General features: G+C 68.2%; 18 protein-coding genes and 1 pseudogene. 10 read left to right on the top strand and 9 right to left on the bottom strand.

Features of this window, described 5'->3' with window-relative positions:
• The first annotated feature begins 2 nt into the window (after nt 1-2).
• Nucleotides 3-2,054, top strand: a complete 2,052-nt coding sequence (locus ACNPNP_RS14845) for an iron ABC transporter permease (RefSeq protein WP_448966794.1) — start codon at nt 3-5, stop codon at nt 2,052-2,054.
• Nucleotides 2,055-2,073: 19 nt separating this feature from the next.
• On the opposite strand, the gene ACNPNP_RS14840 is transcribed toward ACNPNP_RS14845, so the two are convergent.
• The 6 genes from ACNPNP_RS14840 to ACNPNP_RS14815 are packed head-to-tail and all read right to left on the bottom strand — an operon-like array spanning nt 2,074 to nt 9,806.
• Nucleotides 2,074-2,745 carry a response regulator gene (locus ACNPNP_RS14840; protein ID WP_448966793.1) on the bottom strand — a complete coding sequence of 224 codons (672 nt, stop codon included), beginning with the start codon at nt 2,743-2,745 and terminating at the stop codon, nt 2,074-2,076.
• Entirely contained in the window at nt 2,742-5,267 is a 2,526-nt protein-coding gene (locus ACNPNP_RS14835) for an ATP-binding protein (protein WP_448967266.1), read from the bottom strand. Before ACNPNP_RS14835 ends, ACNPNP_RS14840 begins: the two co-directional genes overlap by 4 nt.
• Nucleotides 5,268-5,281: 14 nt before the next feature.
• The gene (kdpC, locus tag ACNPNP_RS14830) at nt 5,282-5,881 is read right to left on the bottom strand and encodes a potassium-transporting ATPase subunit KdpC (protein ID WP_448966792.1); all 600 of its coding nucleotides are present in this window, start codon (nt 5,879-5,881) and stop codon (nt 5,282-5,284) included.
• 10 nt (nt 5,882-5,891) lie between these two features.
• Complete coding sequence (gene kdpB, locus ACNPNP_RS14825) at nt 5,892-8,036, bottom strand: potassium-transporting ATPase subunit KdpB (RefSeq protein ID WP_448966791.1); 2,145 nt, start codon at nt 8,034-8,036, stop codon at nt 5,892-5,894.
• A 1-nt stretch (nt 8,037) separates the two neighbouring features.
• Nucleotides 8,038-9,717, bottom strand: a complete 1,680-nt coding sequence (gene kdpA / locus ACNPNP_RS14820; protein ID WP_448966790.1) for a potassium-transporting ATPase subunit KdpA — start codon at nt 9,715-9,717, stop codon at nt 8,038-8,040.
• Entirely contained in the window at nt 9,717-9,806 is a 90-nt protein-coding gene (locus tag ACNPNP_RS14815; protein WP_448966789.1) for a potassium-transporting ATPase subunit F, read from the bottom strand. The genes kdpA and ACNPNP_RS14815 overlap by 1 nt, the downstream gene beginning before the upstream one ends.
• 259 nt (nt 9,807-10,065) lie before the next feature.
• Between ACNPNP_RS14815 and ACNPNP_RS14810 the strand changes: the two genes are divergently transcribed.
• Nucleotides 10,066-10,311 carry a hypothetical protein gene (locus ACNPNP_RS14810; protein WP_448966788.1) on the top strand — a complete coding sequence of 82 codons (246 nt, stop codon included), beginning with the start codon at nt 10,066-10,068 and terminating at the stop codon, nt 10,309-10,311.
• Nucleotides 10,308-11,309 (top strand): SRPBCC family protein, encoded by a 1,002-nt coding sequence (locus ACNPNP_RS14805; protein ID WP_448966787.1) that lies wholly within the window; start codon nt 10,308-10,310, stop codon nt 11,307-11,309. The genes ACNPNP_RS14810 and ACNPNP_RS14805 overlap by 4 nt, the downstream gene beginning before the upstream one ends.
• A 22-nt stretch (nt 11,310-11,331) precedes the next feature.
• Here the strand turns inward: ACNPNP_RS14805 and ACNPNP_RS14800 are convergent, their stop codons facing one another.
• Nucleotides 11,332-11,928 (bottom strand): GNAT family N-acetyltransferase, encoded by a 597-nt coding sequence (locus tag ACNPNP_RS14800; RefSeq protein ID WP_448966786.1) that lies wholly within the window; start codon nt 11,926-11,928, stop codon nt 11,332-11,334.
• Nucleotides 11,929-12,041: 113 nt separating this feature from the next.
• Here ACNPNP_RS14800 and ACNPNP_RS14795 point away from each other — a divergent pair, with 113 nt between their 5' ends.
• Together ACNPNP_RS14795 and ACNPNP_RS14790 are read left to right on the top strand one after the other, a co-directional pair.
• Nucleotides 12,042-13,523: an HNH endonuclease signature motif containing protein gene (locus ACNPNP_RS14795; RefSeq protein WP_448966785.1), complete on the top strand. Its 1,482-nt coding sequence runs from the start codon at nt 12,042-12,044 to the stop codon at nt 13,521-13,523.
• Between the two features lie 121 nt (nt 13,524-13,644).
• Entirely contained in the window at nt 13,645-14,340 is a 696-nt protein-coding gene (locus ACNPNP_RS14790) for a GTP pyrophosphokinase (protein WP_448966784.1), read from the top strand.
• Nucleotides 14,341-14,345: 5 nt separating this feature from the next.
• On the opposite strand, the gene ACNPNP_RS14785 is transcribed toward ACNPNP_RS14790, so the two are convergent.
• Together ACNPNP_RS14785 and ACNPNP_RS14780 are read right to left on the bottom strand one after the other, a co-directional pair.
• On the bottom strand, nt 14,346-15,560 hold the full coding sequence (locus ACNPNP_RS14785) for an amidohydrolase (protein ID WP_448966783.1): 1,215 nt from the start codon (nt 15,558-15,560) through the stop codon (nt 14,346-14,348).
• Nucleotides 15,561-15,575: 15 nt separating this feature from the next.
• On the bottom strand, nt 15,576-16,220 hold the full coding sequence (locus ACNPNP_RS14780; protein ID WP_448966782.1) for a TetR/AcrR family transcriptional regulator: 645 nt from the start codon (nt 16,218-16,220) through the stop codon (nt 15,576-15,578).
• 161 nt (nt 16,221-16,381) lie between these two features.
• Here ACNPNP_RS14780 and ACNPNP_RS14775 point away from each other — a divergent pair, with 161 nt between their 5' ends.
• From ACNPNP_RS14775 to ACNPNP_RS14755, 5 genes and pseudogenes are all read left to right on the top strand, one after another.
• Nucleotides 16,382-18,049 carry an ABC transporter substrate-binding protein gene (locus ACNPNP_RS14775; protein ID WP_448966781.1) on the top strand — a complete coding sequence of 556 codons (1,668 nt, stop codon included), beginning with the start codon at nt 16,382-16,384 and terminating at the stop codon, nt 18,047-18,049.
• 91 nt (nt 18,050-18,140) lie between these two features.
• Nucleotides 18,141-18,965, top strand: coding sequence for an ABC transporter ATP-binding protein (locus tag ACNPNP_RS14770; protein WP_448966780.1), 825 nt, complete (start codon nt 18,141-18,143; stop codon nt 18,963-18,965).
• Between the two features lie 104 nt (nt 18,966-19,069).
• Nucleotides 19,070-19,762, top strand: a pseudogene (locus ACNPNP_RS14765) (ABC transporter ATP-binding protein); the annotation flags it as partial.
• The gene (locus ACNPNP_RS14760; protein ID WP_448966779.1) at nt 19,759-20,850 is read left to right on the top strand and encodes an ABC transporter permease; all 1,092 of its coding nucleotides are present in this window, start codon (nt 19,759-19,761) and stop codon (nt 20,848-20,850) included. The pseudogene ACNPNP_RS14765 and the gene ACNPNP_RS14760, both read left to right, overlap by 4 nt.
• Nucleotides 20,851-20,853: 3 nt before the next feature.
• A partial coding sequence (locus ACNPNP_RS14755) for an ABC transporter permease (protein ID WP_448966778.1) occupies nt 20,854-21,440 on the top strand: 587 nt, incomplete at its 3' end.

The following is a 21,440-nucleotide window of genomic DNA, read 5'->3' as shown; positions in this document are numbered from 1 at the left end:
AAGTGACGCTCACCGAGACGCGCGGCGCTCCGACGGAGGCGACCGCCGCCCCTGTCCCGCGCGCCGCGCGCCTCGGCGCGGTGGGGGCCCTCATCGCCCTCGCCGTGCTGCTCGTCCTCGTCTCGCTGTGGCATCTCACGCAGGGCACGAGCGGCGCCGCATTCGCCGACGAGACGGTGCTGTGGGGTTCGCGCATCCCCCGTCTCGCCGCGGGCGTCACCGTCGGTGTCGCACTCGGCGTAGCCGGCACTCTGCTGCAGTCGCTGTCGCGCAACGCTCTCGCCTCACCGGACACGCTCGGGGTGACGGCCGGTTCATACCTGGCCGTCACGGTGATCGCCGCGTTCGGCATCGCGCTGCCGATCTGGGCGTCCGGCACGGTCGCCTTCATCGGTGGACTGGTCGGTGCGGTGATCGTGCTGGGGCTCGCCGGCGGCGCGGCATCCTCGACCACGCGCCTTGTGCTCGCGGGCTCCGCACTGGCGATGGCGTTCCAGGCCGGAACCTCGACTCTGCTCATCCTGTTCTCGGAGGAGACCAAGGGCCTGCTGGCCTGGGGCAGCGGCTCGCTGACGCAGCTGAACCTGAACGCCTTCCTGCAGGCCGCCCCTGTCGTCGTGCTCGTGCTGGCGGCTTCGCTGCTGCTCTCCCGACGCTTCGACGTCCTCGCCCTCGGTGATGACACCGCCTCCTCACTCGGCATCCCGATCCGCTCGACACGGGCGATCGGCATCCTCTTCGCCGTCGCGCTGACGGCGGTCTCGGTGACACTCGCCGGTCCGCTCGGCTTCGTCGGACTGTGCGCACCCGTGCTCGCACGCCTCCTCACCCGCGTCGTGCCGGGGCTCAGCAGGCACGTCTTCCTGCTGCCGGCATCCGGTCTTCTCGGCGCGCTCGTCGTGATCGTGTCGGATGCCGTGCTCAGGGCGATCCTCGGGGCAGAGCAGGCGATCAGCATCCCGACCGGTGTGGCCACGACGCTGCTCGGCGCGCTGGTGCTGGTGCTGATGGCTCGGCGTCTCCGCGACGCGGGTCCCACCAGGGAACCCCCGAAAGTGCGCTTCGGGGTGCGGAGCGCGCGCCGATTCCGCATCGTGATCGTGCTCGCCGGGGTCGGAGTGGTCGTCATCGGCCTGGTCGGCCTGCTGCTCGGGCACACCGCGCTGCTCACCGGTGACGTGGTGCTGTGGCTGCAGGGACAGGCACCGCCGCAGATCGCGTTCGCGCTCTCAGAGCGGGCACCGCGTGTCGCCGCGGCGATGTGCGCCGGGGCCGCTCTCGCCCTCGCCGGAACCCTCATCCAGGCCGTCAGCCGCAACCCGCTCGCGGACCCGGGCATCCTCGGGGTGACGGGAGGCGCGGGCCTGGGCGCCGTGATCATCGTGACCAGCGCCGTCGCCTCCACCGCCGGCATGATCGCGGCAGCGGTGGTCGGAGCGCTGCTCGCGTTCGGCCTCGTCTACCTGCTCGCGTGGCGCGGCGGGCTGAACGCCGACCGATTCATCCTGATCGGCATCGGCGTCTCCTACGGCGCATCCGCGCTGACCACGTTCCTGCTGCTGCGCGCCAACCCGTGGGACACGCCCAAGATCTACACGTGGCTCTCCGGGACGACCTACGGGCGCATCTGGGAGCAGGTCATCCCCGTCGCGATCGTGCTGGTCATCGCCGTGCCGCTCGCTTTCGCGGTGCGCCGCGACGCCGACGTGCTCGCGCTCGACGAGGACACGCCCCGCCTGATCGGCATCGGGGTGGAACGCACGCGCATGATCATGCTCGTCGCCGCGGCGGTGCTGGCCGCTCTCAGCGTGACAGCGGTGGGGGTGATCGGTTTCGTGGGCCTGGTCGCCCCGCACGCCGCCCGCGCGCTGGTCGGCTCCCGGCACACGAGGGTGATCCCCGTTGCGGTGCTGCTCGGTGCGCTGCTGGTGGGTGCTGCCGATGCGATCGGTCGCACGATCATCGCGCCGGAGCAGCTGCCGGCGGGTCTCGTGGTCGCGCTGCTGGGAGCGCCGTACTTCGTGTGGCTGCTGTGGCGGTCGCGCGACGTCTGAGTTCGCGCGCGAGTCCGGGTCAGAGCACCAGCCGATAGCCCATTCCCGACTCGGTGAGCAGATGCACTGGTTCGGCCGGCGAAGCCTCGAGCTTCTTGCGCAGCTGCGACATGTACAGCCGAAGGTAGCCGGAGTCTGACACCTGGTCGCTGCCCCAGATGCCCTTCAGCAGATCCTGGCGCGTCACGAGGGCGCCGGGGTTGCGGGCGAGGTGCTCCAGCATCCGCCATTCCGTCGGTGTCAGGTGCACTCTTGTGCCGTCGCGGGTCACGGCCTTCGCGGCCAGGTCGATGACGACGTCACCGAAGCGCACGGTGGATTCTCCCGTCGCGGGCGTCGCCCGACGCGACAGCGCCCTCAGACGGGCGAGCAGCTCATCTATCTGGAAGGGCTTGGTGACGAAGTCGTCCGCCCCCGCATCGAGGGCCTCCACCTTGTCGGCCGAGCCGGTGCGGCCGGAGACCACGATGATGGGCACCGTCGTCCAGCCGCGGAGGGCATGGATCACTTCGATGCCGTCGAGTCGCGGCATCCCGAGATCGAGAAGGATGATGTCCGGATGCGTCTGCGCGGCAGCCGCGATCGCTCCCGCGCCGTCGGCGGCGGCGACGACTTCGTAGCCGTGCGCCCCGAGGGTGATGCGGAGGGCACGGACCATCTGCGGATCGTCATCGGCGATGAGCAGCTTCACTCCGCCTCCTGGATGTCGGACTCTCCCGCGGCCAGCGGCAGGGAGATGACCATCGTGAGGCCGCCACCCGGGGTGTCCTCCGGAGTCAGGCTACCGCCCATCCCCTCGGTGAACCCTTTCGAGAGGGCGAGACCCAGACCGAGGCCTGTGGTGTTGTCGGTGTCGCCGTAGCGCTGGAACGGTTGGAAGATGCTGCCGTGCCGTTCCGGTGGCACTCCGGCGCCCTTGTCGATGATGCGCAGTTCGGCCCGCTCTCCCAGACGGCTCGTCGACACGATGACGCGCTGATCGGCGGGCGAATGCCGGAACGCGTTGGTGAGCAGGTTCACGAGCACGCGCTGCAGCAGCACCGGGTCGGCCTGCAGCGGGGGGAGTGCGGGGTCGAGGGCGAGCTCGACGGCGGAGGGGCCGAGGGAGAGCTCGTCGAGCGCGGCGAGGATGCCGGCCGACGCGTCGACCCGAGTGGCCGAGACGGCCAGCACTCCCGCCTCGACACGCGTGACGTCCAGCAGATCCGTGATGAGCGTCGACAGGGCGGCCAGGCTCTCGTCCGCCGTGGCGAGCAGCTCATCACGGTCGGATGCCGAAAGGCGGTGCGCTCCGCGCAGCCCTCCGATCGCGGCGACGGCGGCGGCCAGCGGGCGACGGAGATCGTGGCTCAACGCGGACAGCAGGGCGCTGCGCACCTGATCCGTCTCGGCGAGAGCCTCGGCCTCCTTCGCGGTGGCGCTGAGGTCGGTGTGCTCGATCGCGGCCGACAGCTGCGCGACGATGACATCCAGCAGTCTGCGCGACGGGGTGTCCAGCGGCCCGCCGTGCAGCTCGAGCAGTGCGCGCGGTTCCCCGTCGCCGCCGCGGCCGACGGGGATGGTGGTGGCACGGCCGTCGCGCAGGGGCTCACCGTCGGTGGCGATGACCTCGCCGTCCGGCGCGACCAGGCGCACGCCGCTCAGCGCGAAGGCCTCTCTCGTCCGGCTGACGATGGCGAGCGCCGCACTGTCGCCGCGCAGCACGTTGCCGGCGATGGACGCCAGCAGCTCGGCCTCGGCGGTCGCACGCTGGGCGGAGCGCGCGCGTCGTGCCGCCTGATCCACGATCAGGCTGACGAGGATCGCGATGATGACGTAGAGCGCGAGCGCGATGGCGTGCAGCGGATGCGCGACGGTCACGGTGAACAGCGGTGCGACGAAGAGGAAGTCCAGCGTGATCCCGGAGAGCACCGCGGCGAACAGCGCCGGGCGCAGCCCGCCGATCAGCGCGACGATGACCACGAGCAGCTGATAGGACAGCACGTCGGAGGTGATCGACTCCGGAGTGCGCAGCGTGAACAGCAGCCACGACAACAGCGGCCCGCCGACGAGCGCGACGACGAAGCCGAGCACCTGGCGGCGCCATCCCAGCGCACCGCCGGTCATGCGCGGCAGCGCGGTGCGGCGGCCGGCGTGGGCGTGCGTCACGATGTGCACGTCGATGTCGCCGGAGCGCCGGATGACCTCCGCGCCGATGCCCGGGCCGGTGAGCATGGCTGCCAGTCGGCCGCGACGGCTCACGCCGATCACCAGCTGGGTCGCATCGACCGACTGGGCGAACTCGACGAGGGTCTCGGGCACATCGTCGCCGATGACCTGGTGATAGCTGCCGCCGAGGGATTCGACCAGCGTGCGCTGGGCGGTCAGCGCTCCCGGTGCCTCGGTGCGCAGTCCGTCCTGCGTGGACACGTGCACTCCGAGCAGTTCGCCACCCGCCGAGCGCGCTGCGATGCGGGCTCCTCTGCGCAGCAGGGTCTCGCCCTCCGCCCCGCCGGTGAGGGCGACCACCACTCGTTCCCTCGCCTGCCATGCGCCCTCGATGCCCTGTTCGGCACGGTAGCTGCGCAGCGCGCTGTCGACCTCATCCGCGAGCCACAGCAGCGCGAGTTCCCGCAGCGCTGTGAGATTGCCGAGTCGGAAGTAGTTCGAGAGGGCGGCATCGACGCGTTCGGCGGGGTACACGAGGCCCGCAGCCAGACGATCGCGCAGCGACTGGGGGGCGAGGTCGATCACCTCGATCTCGTCCGCGGCGCGCACGACGGCATCCGGGATCGTCTCCTGCTGGGCGACGCCCGTGATCTTCTCGACCACGGCGTTGAGCGACTCGATGTGCTGCACGTTCACGGTCGTGATGACGTCGATGCCGGCGTCGAGCAGCACCTGAACGTCTTCCCAGCGCTTGTGATGGCTGGACCCGGGGATGTTCGTGTGCGCCAGCTCGTCGACCAGGGCGATCTCGGGTGCGCGGGCCAGCACGGCGTCCAGATCGAGCTCGCTGAGCGCGACACCGCGGTGCTGGTCGACGCGGCGCGGAATCTCTGGCAGCCCGACGGTCTGGGCCAGGGTCGCGGCGCGATCGTGGGTCTCGACGATCGCGATCACGACGTCGCGGCCCTCGAGCAACAGGCGGCGGCCCTCCGCGAGCATCTCGAACGTCTTGCCGACGCCGGGAGCCGCGCCCAGGAGCACACGGAGCCGTCCGCGTCGCGGCATCCGCTCTGCGTGCATCAGCCCTCCAGGTCGTCGAGTGCGAGATTGAGCTCTGCGACGTTGATGCGCTCCTCGCCGAGGAAGCCCAGGTCCCGCCCTTGAATCCTAGACTCCACGACGCCGCGCACCTCCGACTCCGACAGCCCGCGCGCATCGGCGACGCGCGGCACCTGCAGCAGGGCGTAGGCGACGCCGATGTGGGGGTCGAGTCCGGAGGCGGATGCCGTCACCGCATCGGCCGGGACCTCGGAGGGGGAGACGCCTTCGCGCTCGGCGATCTGTGCCTTGCGGTCCTCGATCGTCGAGATCAGATCGGGATTCTCAGGACCGAGGTTGCTGCCGCCGGAACGCGTGCCGTCGAAGCCGTCGCCCGCTGCCGAGGGGCGCGACTGGAAGTACTCAGGCAGAGCCTCGCCGTCGGAGTCGGTGAACGGCTGTCCGATCAGGGCGCTCCCCCTGCCGTCGGAGAGCGCGGAGCCGTTCGCCTGCCACGGCAGGAGCACCTGACCGATGCCGGTGACGAGGAGCGTGTAGCCGACGCCGAGGAGCAGCGTGAGCACGAGCATCGTGCGGACGGCGACGCTGGCGGTGCGGACTGCGGTGCGTGTGGAGGACATGGGGTGCCTTTCAGAAACCGGGGATGAGACTGACGACGAGGTCGATGAGCTTGATGCCGATGAACGGCGCGATCACGCCCCCGACCCCGTAGACGAGCAGGTTGCGCTGCAGGATCTGCGAGGCGCTCGCCGGGCGGTACTTCACTCCGCGCAGCGCGAGCGGGATGAGGAAGACGATCACTATCGCGTTGAAGATGATCGCGCTGGTGACGGCGGATGCCGGCGAGTGCAGCTGCATGACGTTCAGCGCCGCGAGTCCGGGGAAGACTCCCATGAACATCGCCGGGATGATGGCGAAGTACTTCGCGATGTCGTTCGCCAGCGAGAACGTCGTGAGCGCACCGCGCGTGATGAGCAGTTGCTTGCCGATACGGACGATGTCGATGAGCTTGGTCGGGTCGGAATCGAGATCGACCATGTTCCCGGCCTCCTTCGCGGCCGAGGTGCCCGTGTTCATCGCGACGCCGACATCGGCCTGAGCGAGGGCCGGGGCATCGTTCGTCCCGTCGCCGGTCATCGCGACCAGTCGCCCTCCTTCCTGCTCCTGGCGGATCAGTTCGAGTTTCTGCTCCGGAGTGGCCTCGGCGAGGAAGTCGTCGACGCCCGCCTCCTTCGCGATGGCCGCTGCGGTGAGCGGGTTGTCGCCCGTGATCATGACGGTGCGGATGCCCATGCTGCGCAGCTCGTCGAACCGCTCGCGCAGGCCGTCCTTCACGATGTCCTTGAGGTGCACGACGCCGAGTACGCGGCCGATGCCTGCGGCATCCTTGACCGCGACGACCAGGGGAGTGCCGCCGCTCTGCGCGATCGCCTCTGTGCGAGAGGTCAGCTCGTCGTCGCCCGCAGCCCCGAGCCATGCCTGCACGGCGGAGCCGGCGCCCTTGCGGATCTGCGCACCGTCCGGCAGGTCGAGCCCGCTCATCCTGGTCTGGGCGGTGAAGGGGACGACGACCGCGTCGGCGGACTCTTCGACCCGGATGCCGCGGGCTGCGGCCAGCTCGACGATCGATGCACCCTCGGGGGTCGGGTCTGCGAGAGAGGACAGAGCGGCGGTCCGGAGCAGTTCGTCGGGATCGACGCCGGGCATCCGCACCACCTCGTGCGCACGGCGGTTGCCGTACGTGATCGTGCCGGTCTTGTCGAGCAGCAGCGTCGTCACGTCTCCCGCCGCTTCCACTGCCCGCCCCGACATCGCGAGGACGTTTCGCTGCACGAGCCGGTCCATTCCGGCGATGCCGATGGCCGAGAGGAGTGCACCGATCGTCGTCGGGATGAGGCACACGAGCAGGGCGATCAGCACGGGGATGCTCACCGGCGATGCCGCGTACGAGGCGATCGGGTTGAGCGCCAGCACGACGATCAGGAACACGATCGACAGGCTCGCGAGCAGGATGTTCAGGGCGATCTCGTTCGGGGTGCGCTGGCGGCTGGCCCCTTCGACGAGGGCGATCATCCGATCCACGAACGTCTCGCCCGGCTTCGACGTGATGCGCACGACGATTCGGTCGGAGAGCACGCGCGTACCGCCGGTCACGGCGCTGCGGTCGCCGCCTGATTCGCGGATGACCGGGGCGCTCTCACCGGTGATGGCCGATTCGTCGACCGTGGCGATGCCGGCGAGAATGTCGCCGTCGCCGGGGATCAGCTCACCGGCTTCCACGATCACGACGTCGTCGCGCTGCAGTTCTGCGGAGGAGACCTCGACGGTCTCCGCGCTGCTCGCCGCGGCATCCGATGCCGGATCGTATGCGGACACCCGGCGCGCGAGAGTGCTCGTGCGGGTCCCCCGCAGGCTGGCGGCCTGGGCCTTGCCGCGTCCCTCGGCGATCGACTCCGCGACGTTCGCGAACAGCACCGTGAGCCACAGCCACACCGCGATGCCCCAGGTGAACGCGGCCGGCACAGCGGTGCCGCCGGATTCGCCCGGCCCGCCCAGGAAGGGCTCTGCGATCGCGAGGGCGGTGGTGAACGCCGCGCCCACCCAGACGAGCAGCATCACGGGGTTGCGGACGAGGGATGCCGGATTGAGGCGGCGCAGCGCACCGGGGAGCGCTTGGGCGAGTTGCGCCCATCCGAAGGAACGGGGCTTCGATGCTGTCGAAGGCGCGGATGCCGCGGCATCCTGCTGTTCGGGTGCGGAGGTGATGAGTGTCATGTCAGACGAGTCCTTCAGCGAGCGGGCCCAGGGTGAGCACCGGGAAGTACGTGAGTGCGGTGACGATGACCGTCACGGCAGTGAGGAGGCCGACGAACTGCGGCCGGTGGGTGGGGAGGGTTCCGGATGTCGCCGGGATGCGCTCCTGCGCCGCGAACGAACCGGCGAGGGCGAGCACGAGCACGATCGGGATGAACCTGCCGAGCAGCATCGCGATGCCGAGCGCGGTGTTGAACCACGGGGTGTCGGCGGTGAGGCCGGCGAACGCGGAGCCGTTGTTGTTGGCCGCCGAGGTGAAGGCGTAGAGCACCTCGCTCATGCCGTGCACTCCGGGGTTCAGGATGCTGGTCGACTCGACGTCTGCCCTGATCCCCGGGATTGCGAAGCTCAAGGCGGTCCCGCCCAGCACGAGCGCCGGTACGACGAGGATGTAGAGGCTCGCGAGCTTGATCTCCCGCGGACCGATCCGCTTGCCGAGATACTCCGGGGTGCGTCCGATGAGCAGGCCTCCGACGAACACCGCGATGATCGCGAGCACGAGCATCCCGTACAGCCCCGAGCCGACGCCGCCGGGGGCGACCTCGCCGAGCATCATGTTGAGCATCGGCATCATGCCGCCCAGCGCCGTGTAGGAGTCGTGCATGGAGTTGACGGCGCCGGTGGACGTCAGGGTGCTGGCGCTGCCGAAGAGCGTGGAGCCGAGGATGCCGAAGCGCTGCTCCTTGCCCTCCATGGCGGCGCCGGCGAGCTCTGGCGCCGTGCCGCGGCCGGCCAGTTCGAGCGCTGACAGGGCGAATGTCGAGACCAGGAAGATCGTGCCCATGACCGCGGCGATCGCGTATCCCTGGCGGTGGTCGCCGACCATGCGCCCGAAGGCGCGGGGCAGTGCGAACGGGATCGCGAGGATGAGGAGGATCTCGAACAGGCTCGTCCACGCGGTGGGGTTCTCGAAGGGGTGCGCCGAGTTGGCGTTGAAGAACCCTCCGCCGTTCGTGCCGAGGAGTTTGATGACCTCCTGCGAGGCGACCGGACCGCCGGGGATCGACTGCGTGCCGCCGGACACCGTCGTGACGTCGGTGAAGCCGGCGAAGTTCTGCACCACGCCACCGGCGATCAGCACGACGGCGCCGACCAGGGCGATCGGCAGCAGCAGTCGTCCGAGTCCGCGGATGAGGTCGACCCAGAAGTTGCCGATCGTCGCGGAACCCCGACGGGAGAGTCCGCGGATCAGTGCGATGGCGATCGTGAGGCCGACGGCCGCGGAGACGAAGTTCTGCACGGTGAGGCCGGCGAGCTGCACGACGTAGCCCATGGTCTGCTCGGGCGAGTACGACTGCCAGTTCGTGTTGGCCACGAATGACGCGGCGGTGTTGAACGCGAGGCCCTCCGGTACGGCGGGAAGGCCGAGCGACTGCGGCAGGAACGCCTGCAGTCGTTGCAGTGCGTAGACGAGCAGGAAGCCGACGAGCGAGAAGGCGAGCACGCTGCGTGCGTAGGCGCGCCAGGTCTGCTCCGAGGTCGGGTCGACACCGATGACGCGATAGAGGCCTCGTTCGACGCGAAGATCGCGCGGCGAGGTGTAGATGCGTGCGATCGCATCGCCGAGCGGGCGATACAGGAGCACGAGGGCGACGATGAGCGTCGCCGCCTGGAGGACGCCGAACCAGATCGTGGCATCCATCAGAACTTCTCCGGCGCGACGAGGGCGACGACGAGGTAGACGATCGCGGCGACGGCGAGAGCGGCGGCGGCGATCTCGAAGACGATCACAGTCGCTCCACCCCCTTCGCGATCAGAGCGACGAGGGCGAAGAGCGCGAAGGTCAGCGCGAGGTAGATGATGTCGAGCACGAGAGTCGATACAACTCCGGTGCGCTCGCCGTATCCACGATCCTCACGCTTTCCCTACGGGCGCGAGGTCGATGCATACGGGATGCTCACATCGTGCGGCTGCCGTGGATCTCACCGGCGTGAGCAGCGCGCCAGCAACTTAGGTTGACAGAGTGAGTTAAGCAACATAGGTTGACTGAATGGAGTCTTCGAAGATCGCAGTGGTCGCTGCGGACACGAGCGACCCGAGAGCGGGCCTGCGGGCCGTGGCGTCGTTGCGTGTTCTCGCCGACACATTGGAGCTGCGGCAGGTCGAAGCCGCATTGCGTGCAGGGATGAAGTGGCAGGACATCGCCGATGCACTCGGTGTGACGCGGCAGGCGGTCCATAAGAAGCACGCCAAACGGGTGGATCCCTCGATCCCGATCCCGAGGAGGAACGCATGAGCAAGTTCATTCAGGCCGCGCAGACCAGTCAGATGCTGTCTCTCATGGCCCTGGAAGAGGCGTCACGACAGGGGCTCAGAGAAGCGGACATCGAGCACCTGTTCCTCGCGCTCGTGTTGTCCGACCAGGCTGCGGGGCGGGTGCTTCGAGGCTTGGGCATCAGCATCGAGGATGCGCGGCGTGCCGTGCGGGAACAGCACGAGGATCAGATCTCCTCTCTCGGTATCCGGGCAGAACTCCCCGAGCCGGGGCGGATCGTGTTCCATGAGACCGACGGGTACGAGCTCACGCGGCGGACCGCAGACCTGATCGGGCGCGCGGCCGGGAAGAACCGTGACGGGAGCGCATCGTCCGTCCTTCATGAGCTCGTCGTGGAGCCCAGTGGCCTCATCGATGACATCCTTCATCGGCTCGGCGCAACTCGCGCGGATGTTCTCGTCAGGCTCGATCAGCCCGAGGATGTCGATGCGACGGCCCCATCCGAGGAAGCATCAGAGGCGTCGAAGGGGAGCGTGCGAGCATCCGGTTCGACGCAGGCGTTCGTGCCGGCATCCGTCGACAAGGTCTGGGAATACCTGGTCGATCCGGATCATGTCCCCGCTTGGCAAGGAAGCGTCGGCTCGATCGAGCGAGACGCGCAAGAAGGGATTCCTGGCGCTGTGTGGCACGGTCACGCGCCCACAGTCCGCCCGGACGGCAAGCCTATGAAGATCCGGCCACCGTTTCGTCGCCGCGAGATCGAGCTCGCCGTCGCGCATCGGGCGGAACGGGTCGCATGGCGCTTCTCGTACCCTGACGCACCCCGGACCAGCCCGATCCTGACCGAATTCATGCTCACGCAGACGACGGGCGGAACCCAGGTCATCATCACCATGTCGTGGACCCGCCATCGTGGCTGGCGGAGAGTCATCGGCCTTCCGTTGCGGCCGGTGCAGAAGTTCTTGATCTGGATCAGCCTGTCCCAGATCGCCGCTGCCGTCAGTCGAGCGTTCCGCTGATCTCGCGATTGAACTGGCTGCCTCAGTTGTGGCTCGACTGCCACTCCTCGGCGAGGAGCCCGTAGTTCATGCCGTCCATCCACTCGCCCGAGCGGTGCAGGCCGGTCTTGCGGCTGAACTCCTCGCGGCGCATGCCGATCCGCTCCATCAGTCGCCAGGACGGTTCGTTGTCGGCGAAGCATCCGGCGTGCACGCGGCGCAGACCCAAAGGGCCGAAGCAGACGTCGATCGCGGCCTTGACCGCCTCGGTGGCGTACCCATGACCGGCGAACGCCGGGTCGAGCGCCCAGCCGAGCTCGGCCTGCACGCCTTTGGCGTCGTCGGCGACCTCCCGCTGCGCCCATGCGTCTTCGATGCGCACCATGAGGTCGCCGATGACGGTCCGCTCCACGCCGGACGTCGGCAGCAGCTCGATCACGAAGGTCGCTGCGAGGCGGTCGGGTTCGAGATAGCGCGCGTGGAACTCGTCGCGCGTGGCTGGTGCGACGCCGAGCCAACGGTTGACCTCGGGGAGCTGCCGGAACTCCCAGAGCCGGTCGAGGTCGTCCGGGGAGCAACGCCGGATCTCGAGGCGCGAGGTGCGGATCGGCCAAGGATCGAGGTGCTGCGGGTCGGTCATGGATTCAGCCTAGATCCCACACAACCGGTGGCGCGAAAAGTTCTTCGGAAAAGTTCTCTGATCTGGGTTAAATCAGGGTTGGAATGTCGGTGGCCCCGTGTTGAATAGTGGGTATGAACAGCATCGTTGCTCGGTTTCGGGATCTGGAGGAGTCCCTCGATTCGGTGGTGCGTGATGCGTTCGGTGCGGAGCGGATTCCTTCTTTGTCGGATGCGGATGTGGCGGAGTTGCTGGCGGTGTCGGGGCGGATCCAGCGCCGCCTGGAGGGCGTGCAGGTCGAGGCGGCCGTGCAGGTGGTCGATCGGTCGGTGGGGCTGAGGGAAGAGCGGATGACGACCTGGTTCGGGTGCTCGAAGCCGGCGGATCTCGTGCGGATGCTCGTCGGAACGGACACACGGGGTGCGACGCGGTTGGTGCGGGCGGCCCGGTTGGTGCGTAGGGATGTCGGGATCACGGAGGGGGCGTTCCTGCCCGCCCGGTATCAGGCGTTGCGGGAAGTGATGGTCGAGGGTGGTCTGGGTGTGGCGGGGTTGTTGGCGGCGACGGATCCGATCGAGCAGTCCGCGCGGCGGATCAGTGATGAGGACCGGGTGGAGGCGGATCGGCAGTTGGCGGACTTCGCCCGCGGGATGGACGCCGGGGCGGCGGAGGGTGACGCGCCGCGCCCGGTTCCGCTGCCGGAGGATCTGGGTGTGCTGGCGCGGGTGATGGTGGCGTATCTGGATCCGGATGGGGCGGAGCCGGCGGAAGAGGCGGCGATGCGGGGGCGGTATTTCTCGATCGGGAAGGTCAAGGATGGTGCGGCGCCGGTGCGGGGGAGTCTGCTGCCCGAGGTCGCGGCACAACTCGCCCTGTTGATCGACAGCCTGCTGAACCCGAAGGTCAACGGGGCGGACGACCCCGAGCATGATGGCGGGTCCACTGACGCGACGGCGTCAGCGACAGGTGGTGGCGTGCGGTTCGAACCTTCCGCCGACGAAGAGACAGACGAAGGCCCGGTGTTCACCGATATCCGTACCCGTGGGCAGAAGCTGCATGACGCTCTCGCCACGATCTTGAACACCGCCGCCCGGACCGACTTGTTCCCGCATCTGGGTGGCGCGGCGCCCACGCTCACGGTCTCGGCGACGGCGGCGGATCTTGCCGCGGGGTACGGGTGGGCGCAGATCGGGCACACCGGCGACCTCGTCCCGCTCACTGCGGCACTGCAGGCCGGGTGCGCGGGTGGGATCCAGCGGATCCTGTTCGATGACCGGGGCCGGATCGTGTCGATCGGCACCAGTGGCCGGATCTTCAACGCCCTGCAACGCCGGGCGATCACCGCGAGGGATGGTGGGTGCGTGATCCCCGGGTGCACGATCCCCGCGACGTGGTGCGAAGTGCATCACGTCCAAGAGCATGCCGCCGGCGGTCCGACGCATACTGACAACGGGGTGCTGTTGTGCTGGTTCCATCACCGCACCCTGCACCTGACCGAGTGGGTGATCCGCATGAACCACGGCGTCCCCGAAGTCCGCGGCCCCGCCTGGTGGGACCCCCACCAGAGATGGCACCCCACCCGAAGCCCCCACCACCGACAACCCATCCCCGGATGACGGGCGAACCAGTTGAGTCGGCCGGGATGCGGCTGACCCGCACCGAATGCTCGCGTCACCGGCATCCGCCCACAGCGAAACGCACAGCGCGTTCTGATCACGACCACGTAACGTCGATCTCATGACGACCATCGAGGTCAGCGAAGACGACATTCGCCAGACGCGCGAACTCCGTGACGAATTCCAGAAGTTCCTGCGCGAGTACGAGTTCGGGATGCGCGAGGTCGAGACGAAGATCTCGATCCTGAGGGACGAGTTCCTCCACGATCACGCGTACAACCCCATCGAGCACGTGAAGAGCCGGATCAAGACGCCGGACAGCATCGTCGAGAAGATCGCTCGCAAGGGGATCGAGGAGCCGGACTTCGAGCGCATCCGCGAGGAGATCACCGACATCGCCGGCGTGCGCGTGACGTGCAGCTTCGTCGCGGACGTCTACCAGCTGTTCGACCTGCTCACGCAGCAGGACGACATCACGGTGCGCGCGGTGAAGGACTACATCAAGAACCCGAAGCCGAACGGGTACAAGAGCCTGCACGTCATCATCGAGGTGCCGGTGTTCCTGTCGACCGGGCCGCTCCTCGTGCCCGTCGAGGTGCAGTTCCGCACGATAGCGATGGACTTCTGGGCGAGCCTCGAGCACAAGATCTACTACAAGTTCTCCAACCAGGTGCCCTCGCACCTCGTCGAGAGCCTGTCGGATGCGGCGGATGCGGCCGCAGAGCTCGATTCACGCATGGAGCGGCTGCACCGGGAGGCACACGGCGTGCCGCGGCGTCAGCTGGATCCGCCGCCGCCCCGTATCGTCGAGGTGTAATCCGCTCAGTCCAGGAACTCCCGCACCGCCGTCGCCATGGCCGTGACCCCGACCTCGATCGTCGGGTGGATCTCCGGAGCGAAGAACGGGGAATGGTTCGTCGGGATCGTGCTGGCGACCGTGCCGCTCTCGACCGCCGCCGCGAAGGTCGCGGGGTCGACCCCGCCCCAGAACCAGAACACCAGAGGCGCACCGGCGTCACGTGCGAACCAGGAGACGTCCTCGCTGCCCGTGATCATCCCGGGGTCGATCACGGCGGCTTCGCCTAGGGTGCGCTGGAATGCGGCACTGACGCGCGCCACGGCATCCGCATCGTTGATCGTGGGCGGCAGCGTGTGGTCGGTGCGGATCTCGGGTTCGCGCTCGGCACCGGAGGCGAGGGCTTCTGCTCGGACGATCCGTTCCACGCTCGCGAGCACGTCGGCGCGGGACTCGTCGTCCGGATAGCGCAGGCTGAGCTCGAGCGTCGCCTCGGCGGGGATGATGTTGTTCTTCAGCCCCGCGTGGATCGAGCCGACCGTGACGACGGCGACGCCCTGCGGGGCGGTCTCGCGAGAGGCGATCGTCTGCAGGCGCATCACGGTGGCGGCCGCCATCACCACCGGGTCGATGGTCGTGTGCGGCCTTGACCCGTGCCCACCACGGCCGTGCAGGGTCACGGTGAGACCATCGGATGCCGCCATCTGCGTGCCGCTGCGCAGGCCGATCACTCCCGCCGCGAACGGCGTGACGTGCTGGCCGAGCACGATGTCGGGCTTCGGGTAGCGGTCGAGGATGCCGGCGTCGAGCATCGCCCTGGCCCCCGCGCCGTACTCCTCAGCTGGCTGGATGACGACCACGAGCGTGCCGGACCATTCCGCCCGCTCGGCGACGAGCCGCTCGACCGCTCCGAGCATGGCCGTGACGTGCATGTCGTGCCCGCACGCGTGCATCACGGGGACGTCGTGGCCGGCCGGGTCGATCCCGTGCGCGGTGCTCGCATACGCGAGACCTGTCTGCTCCTCGACCGGCAGTGCGTCCATGTCGGCGCGCGCCCACACCGTCGGACCCTCCCCGTTGCGCAGCACGCCGATGACACCCGTGATGCCGACGCCCTCTTCGACCTCGAGGCCGAGATCGCGCAGGTGCCCGGCGGCGATGCCCGCGGTGCGCGTCTCCTGGAAGGAGAGCTCAGGATGCTGGTGGAGGTCGATGTACAGCGCTTCGAGGTCGATGCTCATGGGGCGAGCCTACTGTCACTCCACGCGCGCGTACGTCTCCAGTTCCGGACCAGGATGCAGCACGGCGTTCACGATCGCGCGGATCGCGAACTCGCTGGCCTCGCCGAGCTCGACGATCTCCGGATGCAGCAGCCACTGCAACTGCAGGCCGTCCATGACGGCGAGGATGCTGGCGGATGCCGCGGCGACAGTGTCGGGCTCGGTCACGCCCTCCTGCGCGCACAGGGCGTGGAACGCCTCCGACACCTCGCGTCTGAGGGTGGTGTAGCGCTCCTCGAAGAAGTCGCGCGCCGGATGGTCGTCGGTGACCGACTCGTTGGACAGCACGGTGTAGGCCTGCACGATGCCGGGGCGGCGTTCGTTCGCGAACGCCGTGCGCACCAGGTGCAGGAAGAGCTCCGGTCCGCCGGGTATGTGCTTCTCGTCGAGCTCGGCGACGTCTGCCTGGTCGCGGTAGGCGAGCACCTCGAGCAGCAGCTTCTGCTTCGAGCCGAAATGATGCAGCACGCCGGCGTGCGTCATCCCGACCTGCTCGGCGACGTCGGCGAGCGTGCCGTTCGTCGATCCCTTGTTGCCGAAGATCTCGACCGCTGCTTCCAGGATGTCGGTGCGTTTCTGCCTGGTGGCAGGGCGCGTGCGCGTCGGATTCTCTGTGGCCACGGCATCCCCCTCTGAGGTGAGTGTAACGGTCTGGCATCGCGTACTTGCAAGCTTACTTACTTGTCGGTAACCTCGCCTCAGTTTACTTTCTCATGAGTAAGCTAAAGCGTCACACCGACGCGTGCCACACCTGCACAATGACCCGTGTCCAAGGAGAAGCAATGAAGCTCAGCAGATCTCTGATCGCGATCGGCGCGATCGCGACCCTCAGTATCGGCGTGCTCGCCGGATGCTCGCCCGCCTCAGATGGCGGCGGCGGAGAATCCGGCTCGTCCACCGCCGCACTGACGATCGCCAAGCCGGACGGGGCGATCACCACAGAGTCGCACAACCCGTATCTCGGCGACTCGTCCGCATCGAAGTATGGCTACGCCAAGGTCATCTTCGAGCCGCTCGCGCTCGTGAACCCGACCGGCGATCTCGGCACCACCCCGTGGCTCGCGGAGTCGGTCGAATGGAACGACGACTACACCGAGCTCACCGTCGTCCCGCGCAGCGGCGTCAACTGGAGCGACGGCGAGCCGTTCACCGCCGACGACATCGTTTTCACGTTCGACCAGTACCTCAGCGGAAAGCTCGCCGACTCTCAGGGCCTGCACTACGAGGGCGCGACGGTCGACGGGGACAAGGTCACGCTGAAATTTGCCGACTCGAAGTACACCGCTCAGTCGCGCGTGCTGCACACCCCGATCGTGCCGAAGCACATCTGGGAGAACATCGAAGACCCCAACACCGACCCGCTGACCGAAGACGGCCTCGCCGTCGGCACCGGTCCGTACGTGCTCGACAGCTGGACGACCGAATCGGTCACTCTGACCGCGAACGAGGACTACTGGGGCGGCGAGCTTTCGGTGCCAGAGCTGCACTACGTCTCCTACGGTGACAACGCCGCCCTCACCACGGCACTCGCATCGGGCGAGGCCGACTGGGCCCAGGCGTTCCTGCCGCAGATCGAGGAGAGCTACCTGTCGGTCGACCCCGACAACCAGTTCCTCGTCTCGCCCACCGCCGGCGCGGGCACGCTGTTCATGAACCTGCAGACCAAGCCGTTCAACGACCCGGCGCTGCGCGAGGCCCTGGCCTGGACCATCGATCGCGACGCGTACGTCGACATCGCCCGCGAAGGCGCGAGCGAGGCGGTGTGGAACGTCACCGGGCTCGGAACGCTGCTCGCGGACGAGATCATCCCCGAGTACCAGGATGCCGAGTACTCGGTCGACGTCGACAAGGCGAAGCAGATCCTCACGGACGCCGGCTACACCTGGAAGAGCGACAAGCTCATCGACCCCGACGGCGAAGCCGTGTCGTTCTCGGTCTCGGTTCCCGCCGGATGGAGCGACTGGAACACCGAGCAGGCACTGCTCGCAGAAGAGCTCGGCGACAACCTCGGCATCGAGGTCAAGGTCGACCAGCCCGACTGGGGCGGCTGGGACGCCGCCCGCCAGGAGGGCACCTTCCAGGCGATCATCCACTGGCTCGAGGACACCGGAAACGTGTACGGCCTGTACACCTCGACCATGGACCCGAAGTGGATCGTCGACGACAAGGCGCAGTACAACTTCGGCCGCTTCGAGGACCCCGCCGTCACCGAGGCGCTGAACACCTACGCCAACGCCTCCTCCGATGAGGAGCGCGCCGCGGCATCGGCGGTGCTGCAGACCGCCTTCGCCGAGAACGTGCCGGCCATCCCGCTCGGCGCGCACCCGCTGCTGGGCGAGTTCAACACCCGCAACTACGTCGGATGGCCGAGCGAGGACGACCAGTACGCGTCGGCCGACCCGACCCAGCCGGGCATCGTGCAGATCCTGACGAAGCTCGAAGCGAAGTAAGAACGCGCGGACGCTGAGCCCGTCGATGCATGCGTCGACGGGCTCAGCAGCACCACGCCCGGCATCCGTTCCCCGCACGAAAGCGATACCCATGCCAGACCCCCTGCTGTCCGTCCGAGATTTCTCGGTCGTGTACGACGTCGATCCGCCTGTCGCGGCGGTGAAGAACGTCACCCTCGAACTGCAGCGCGGCGAGATCCTCGGACTCGCCGGCGAGAGCGGCTGCGGCAAGACCACCCTCGCGTACGGCGTGCAGCGTCTGCTCAAGGCACCGGCGGTGATCACGAGCGGATCCGTCACCTTCCACGACGCGGAGGGCGACGACATCGACGTGAGCGCACTCGGCGCCGAGCAGATGCGCCGCTTCCGCTGGGACAAGATCTCGATGGTGTTCCAGGGGGCGATGAACGCTCTGAATCCCGTCGCCACGATCGGCGCGCAGCTCGAGGACGTGTTCGAGGTGCACCGTCCAGGCATGAGCCGGAAGCAGCGGCGCGAAGCGGTCGCCGAGCTGCTCGAGATCGTCAAGGTCGGCGCGCAGCGCGCGCGCTCGTTCCCGCACGAGCTGTCGGGCGGCATGCGCCAGCGCGTGATGATCGCGATGGCGCTCGCGCTGCGTCCGCAGCTCATGGTCATGGACGAGCCGACGACGGCGCTGGACGTGCTCGTGCAGCGCGAGATCCTCCGCCAGATCTCGCAGCTGCGCGAGGAGTTCGGGTTCTCGGTGATCTTCATCACCCACGACCTCCCGCTGCTGCTCGAGATCAGCGATCGCATCGCCATCATGCGCGAGGGCGAGATCGTCGAGATCGACACCGCAGAGCGGATCTGGAACGCCCCGCAGGACGAGTACACGAAGACGCTGCTCTCCTCGTTCCCGAGACTGACCGGCGAGAAGGGGGTGGTGGTGCGATGAGCACTCTCGAAGTGAAGAGCGTCACCAAGGTCTACAACGTGCGCGGCGCCGGACAGCTCAAGGCGCTCGACGACGTGAGCTTCACGCTCACCTCGGGTCGGACGATCGGGTTGGTCGGCCAGTCGGGCAGCGGCAAGTCGACGATCGCGAAGATCCTCACCCAGCTCGAGACGCCCACGAGCGGCGAGGTGCTGCTCGACGGCACGCCGATCCCGCGCCGAGGACGAGGGCTTCGCACCTACCGGCAGCAGCTGCGGATGGTGTTCCAGGACCCGTTCGCCTCGCTCAACCCGTACCACTCGATCCGCTACCACCTCGAGCGCCCTCTGCGTCTGGATGCCGTGGTGCCGAAGAGCGAGACCGAGGCCGAGGTGCGCCGGCTCCTCGAGCGGGTGCGGCTGGTTCCGGATGCCGTGATCGATCGCCGTCCGCACGAGCTCTCCGGCGGGCAGCGCCAGCGCGTCGCGATCGCACGTGCGCTCGCCTCGCGGCCGAAGATCCTCGTCGCCGACGAGCCCGTCTCGATGCTCGACGTCTCGATCCGCCTCGGCGTGCTCAACCTGCTCGCCGACCTGCAGCGCGAGGAAGGGCTGGGCGTGCTCTACATCACGCACGACCTCGCGACGGCCCGCCACTTCAGCGACGAGATCATGGTGCTCAACCAGGGCCGGATCGTCGAGCACGGGCCCGCCGACGACGTCATCCTGCGGCCGCAGGACCCGTACACGCAGGAGCTGCGCGCAGCATCCCCCGACCCTGAGCGATTCTTCGCCGACACCCGTGGAGGTTCACGATGACCGCCGTCGAACCCCAGATGCCCACCACCGACGAGCGGTCGCCCGTCGACGCCGTCGAGGTCGGCACGACGGCGACCAAGGTCGTCGCCGGTCGCTCCCGCATACCGTGGCGCTTCCTCGGCGGGCGTGCGGCGTTCTACATCTTCACCCTGTGGGCCGCGCTCACGATCAACTTCTTCCTGCCGCGGATGATGAAGGGCGACGCGGTCAGCCAGTACCTCTCGCGCAACCGCAACGTCTCTCCCGAGGCGGCCGACGCGCTGCGCTCGTTGCTCGGGCTCGACACCGACAAGACGCTCTTCCAGCAGTACCTCGACTACTGGGCTCTGCTGCTGCGGGGCGATCTGGGCGTATCCCTGCTGCACGGCCTGCGGCCGGTCACGGAGGTCGTCAGCCAGGCGCTGCCGTGGACGATCGGATTGGTCGGCTTCGCGACGATCGTGTCCTTCGCGATCGGCACGATCGGCGGTGCGGTGATCGGATGGCGAAGGGGCAGCAGGCTCGAGGCGCTGATCCCGATCACCACCTTCCTCAGCACCATTCCCTACTTCTGGCTCGGCCTCCTCGCGATCGCGGTGTTCTCGGTCAACCTCGGCTGGTTCCCGATCGGCAAGGCGTACGGCGTCGGGATGGTGCCCGGCTGGAACCTCGAGTTCATCGGTCAGGTCATCGTGCACGGCACGCTGCCTGCCGCGACGATCGTGATCGCCTCTCTCGGCGGATGGATGCTGGGCATGCGCAACATGATGCTCACCGTGCTCGATGAGGACTACATCACCGTCGCGCAGGCGAAGGGCATGCCCAACCAGCGCGTGCTGTGGCGTTACGCCGCTCGCAACGCCGTTCTGCCGCAGATCCAGAGCTTCGCACTGTCGATCGGTTTCATCGTCGGCGGCACGATCGTGATGGAGATGGTCTTCAGCTACCCGGGCGTCGGCAAACTGCTGCTGGATGCCACGAATGCGAAGGACTACGCGCTCATGCAGGGCGTCTTCCTGGTCATCACCCTCTCGGTGCTGGTCGCGAACATCCTCGCGGACATCGCCTACGCATTCCTCGACCCGCGCACGCGCCAGACGGAGGCCTGAGCCATGACCACGACAGAGAAGGCCGGCCGGCGCCAGGCGAGCGCTCCCGACACGTTCCTCATCCGCACCAGCGGTACCGGCACCGGGGGCGAGCGCCAGAGCTTCTGGGCGAAGCTCGCCTCGGCGTTCGCGATGTTCCGCAACGGCAAGTCCATCGCAGGTCTCGCGATCCTCGCATTCTTCGTGCTGGTCGCGATCTTCGCCGACGTGCTGGCGCCGTTCTCGCCCACGGCGATCGACAACTCGGCGCGTCTGCAGCCGCCGTCCGCGGCGCATTGGCTGGGCACCACCCACATCGGGGAGGACGTGCTGAGCCAGGTCATCCACGGCACCCGCGGCGTCATCGTCGTCGGATTCCTCGCCGCGCTGATCGCCACGGTGATCGCCATCACCGTGGGCGTGATCGCCGGGTACCTGTCCGGCTGGAAGAGCGAGGCGCTGTCGGCGCTGACCAACGTGTTCCTGGTGATCCCTGGGCTGCCGCTCATCATCATCGTCGCCGCGATGTTCGAGGACCCGCCCCTGGTGCTGATCGCCGCCGTGCTGGGCCTCACAGGATGGGCGTGGGGCGCGCGCCTGCTGCGCGCGCA

The sequence above is a fragment of the Microbacterium xerophyticum genome (genome assembly GCF_053543555.1).
This window is presented reverse-complemented; position numbering and strand designations above follow the sequence as displayed.

Excerpts from the sequence above, each read along its gene's own strand:
- ACNPNP_RS14810 (WP_448966788.1), top strand. The coding sequence starts at position 10,066 with ATGGAGTCTTCGAAGATCGCAGTGGTCGCTGCGGACACGAGCGACCCG.
- ACNPNP_RS14805 (WP_448966787.1), top strand. The coding sequence starts at position 10,308 with ATGAGCAAGTTCATTCAGGCCGCGCAGACCAGTCAGATGCTGTCTCTC.
- ACNPNP_RS14835 (WP_448967266.1), bottom strand. The coding sequence starts at position 5,267 with ATGCCGCGACGCGGACGGCTCCGTGTGCTCCTGGGCGCGGCTCCCGGC.
- ACNPNP_RS14775 (WP_448966781.1), top strand. The coding sequence starts at position 16,382 with ATGAAGCTCAGCAGATCTCTGATCGCGATCGGCGCGATCGCGACCCTC.
- ACNPNP_RS14800 (WP_448966786.1), bottom strand. The coding sequence starts at position 11,928 with ATGACCGACCCGCAGCACCTCGATCCTTGGCCGATCCGCACCTCGCGC.
- ACNPNP_RS14795 (WP_448966785.1), top strand. The coding sequence starts at position 12,042 with ATGAACAGCATCGTTGCTCGGTTTCGGGATCTGGAGGAGTCCCTCGAT.
- ACNPNP_RS14770 (WP_448966780.1), top strand. The coding sequence starts at position 18,141 with ATGCCAGACCCCCTGCTGTCCGTCCGAGATTTCTCGGTCGTGTACGAC.
- ACNPNP_RS14790 (WP_448966784.1), top strand. The coding sequence starts at position 13,645 with ATGACGACCATCGAGGTCAGCGAAGACGACATTCGCCAGACGCGCGAA.
- kdpC (WP_448966792.1), bottom strand. The coding sequence starts at position 5,881 with ATGTCCTCCACACGCACCGCAGTCCGCACCGCCAGCGTCGCCGTCCGC.
- kdpB (WP_448966791.1), bottom strand. The coding sequence starts at position 8,036 with ATGACACTCATCACCTCCGCACCCGAACAGCAGGATGCCGCGGCATCC.
- ACNPNP_RS14785 (WP_448966783.1), bottom strand. The coding sequence starts at position 15,560 with ATGAGCATCGACCTCGAAGCGCTGTACATCGACCTCCACCAGCATCCT.
- kdpA (WP_448966790.1), bottom strand. The coding sequence starts at position 9,717 with ATGGATGCCACGATCTGGTTCGGCGTCCTCCAGGCGGCGACGCTCATC.
- ACNPNP_RS14760 (WP_448966779.1), top strand. The coding sequence starts at position 19,759 with ATGACCGCCGTCGAACCCCAGATGCCCACCACCGACGAGCGGTCGCCC.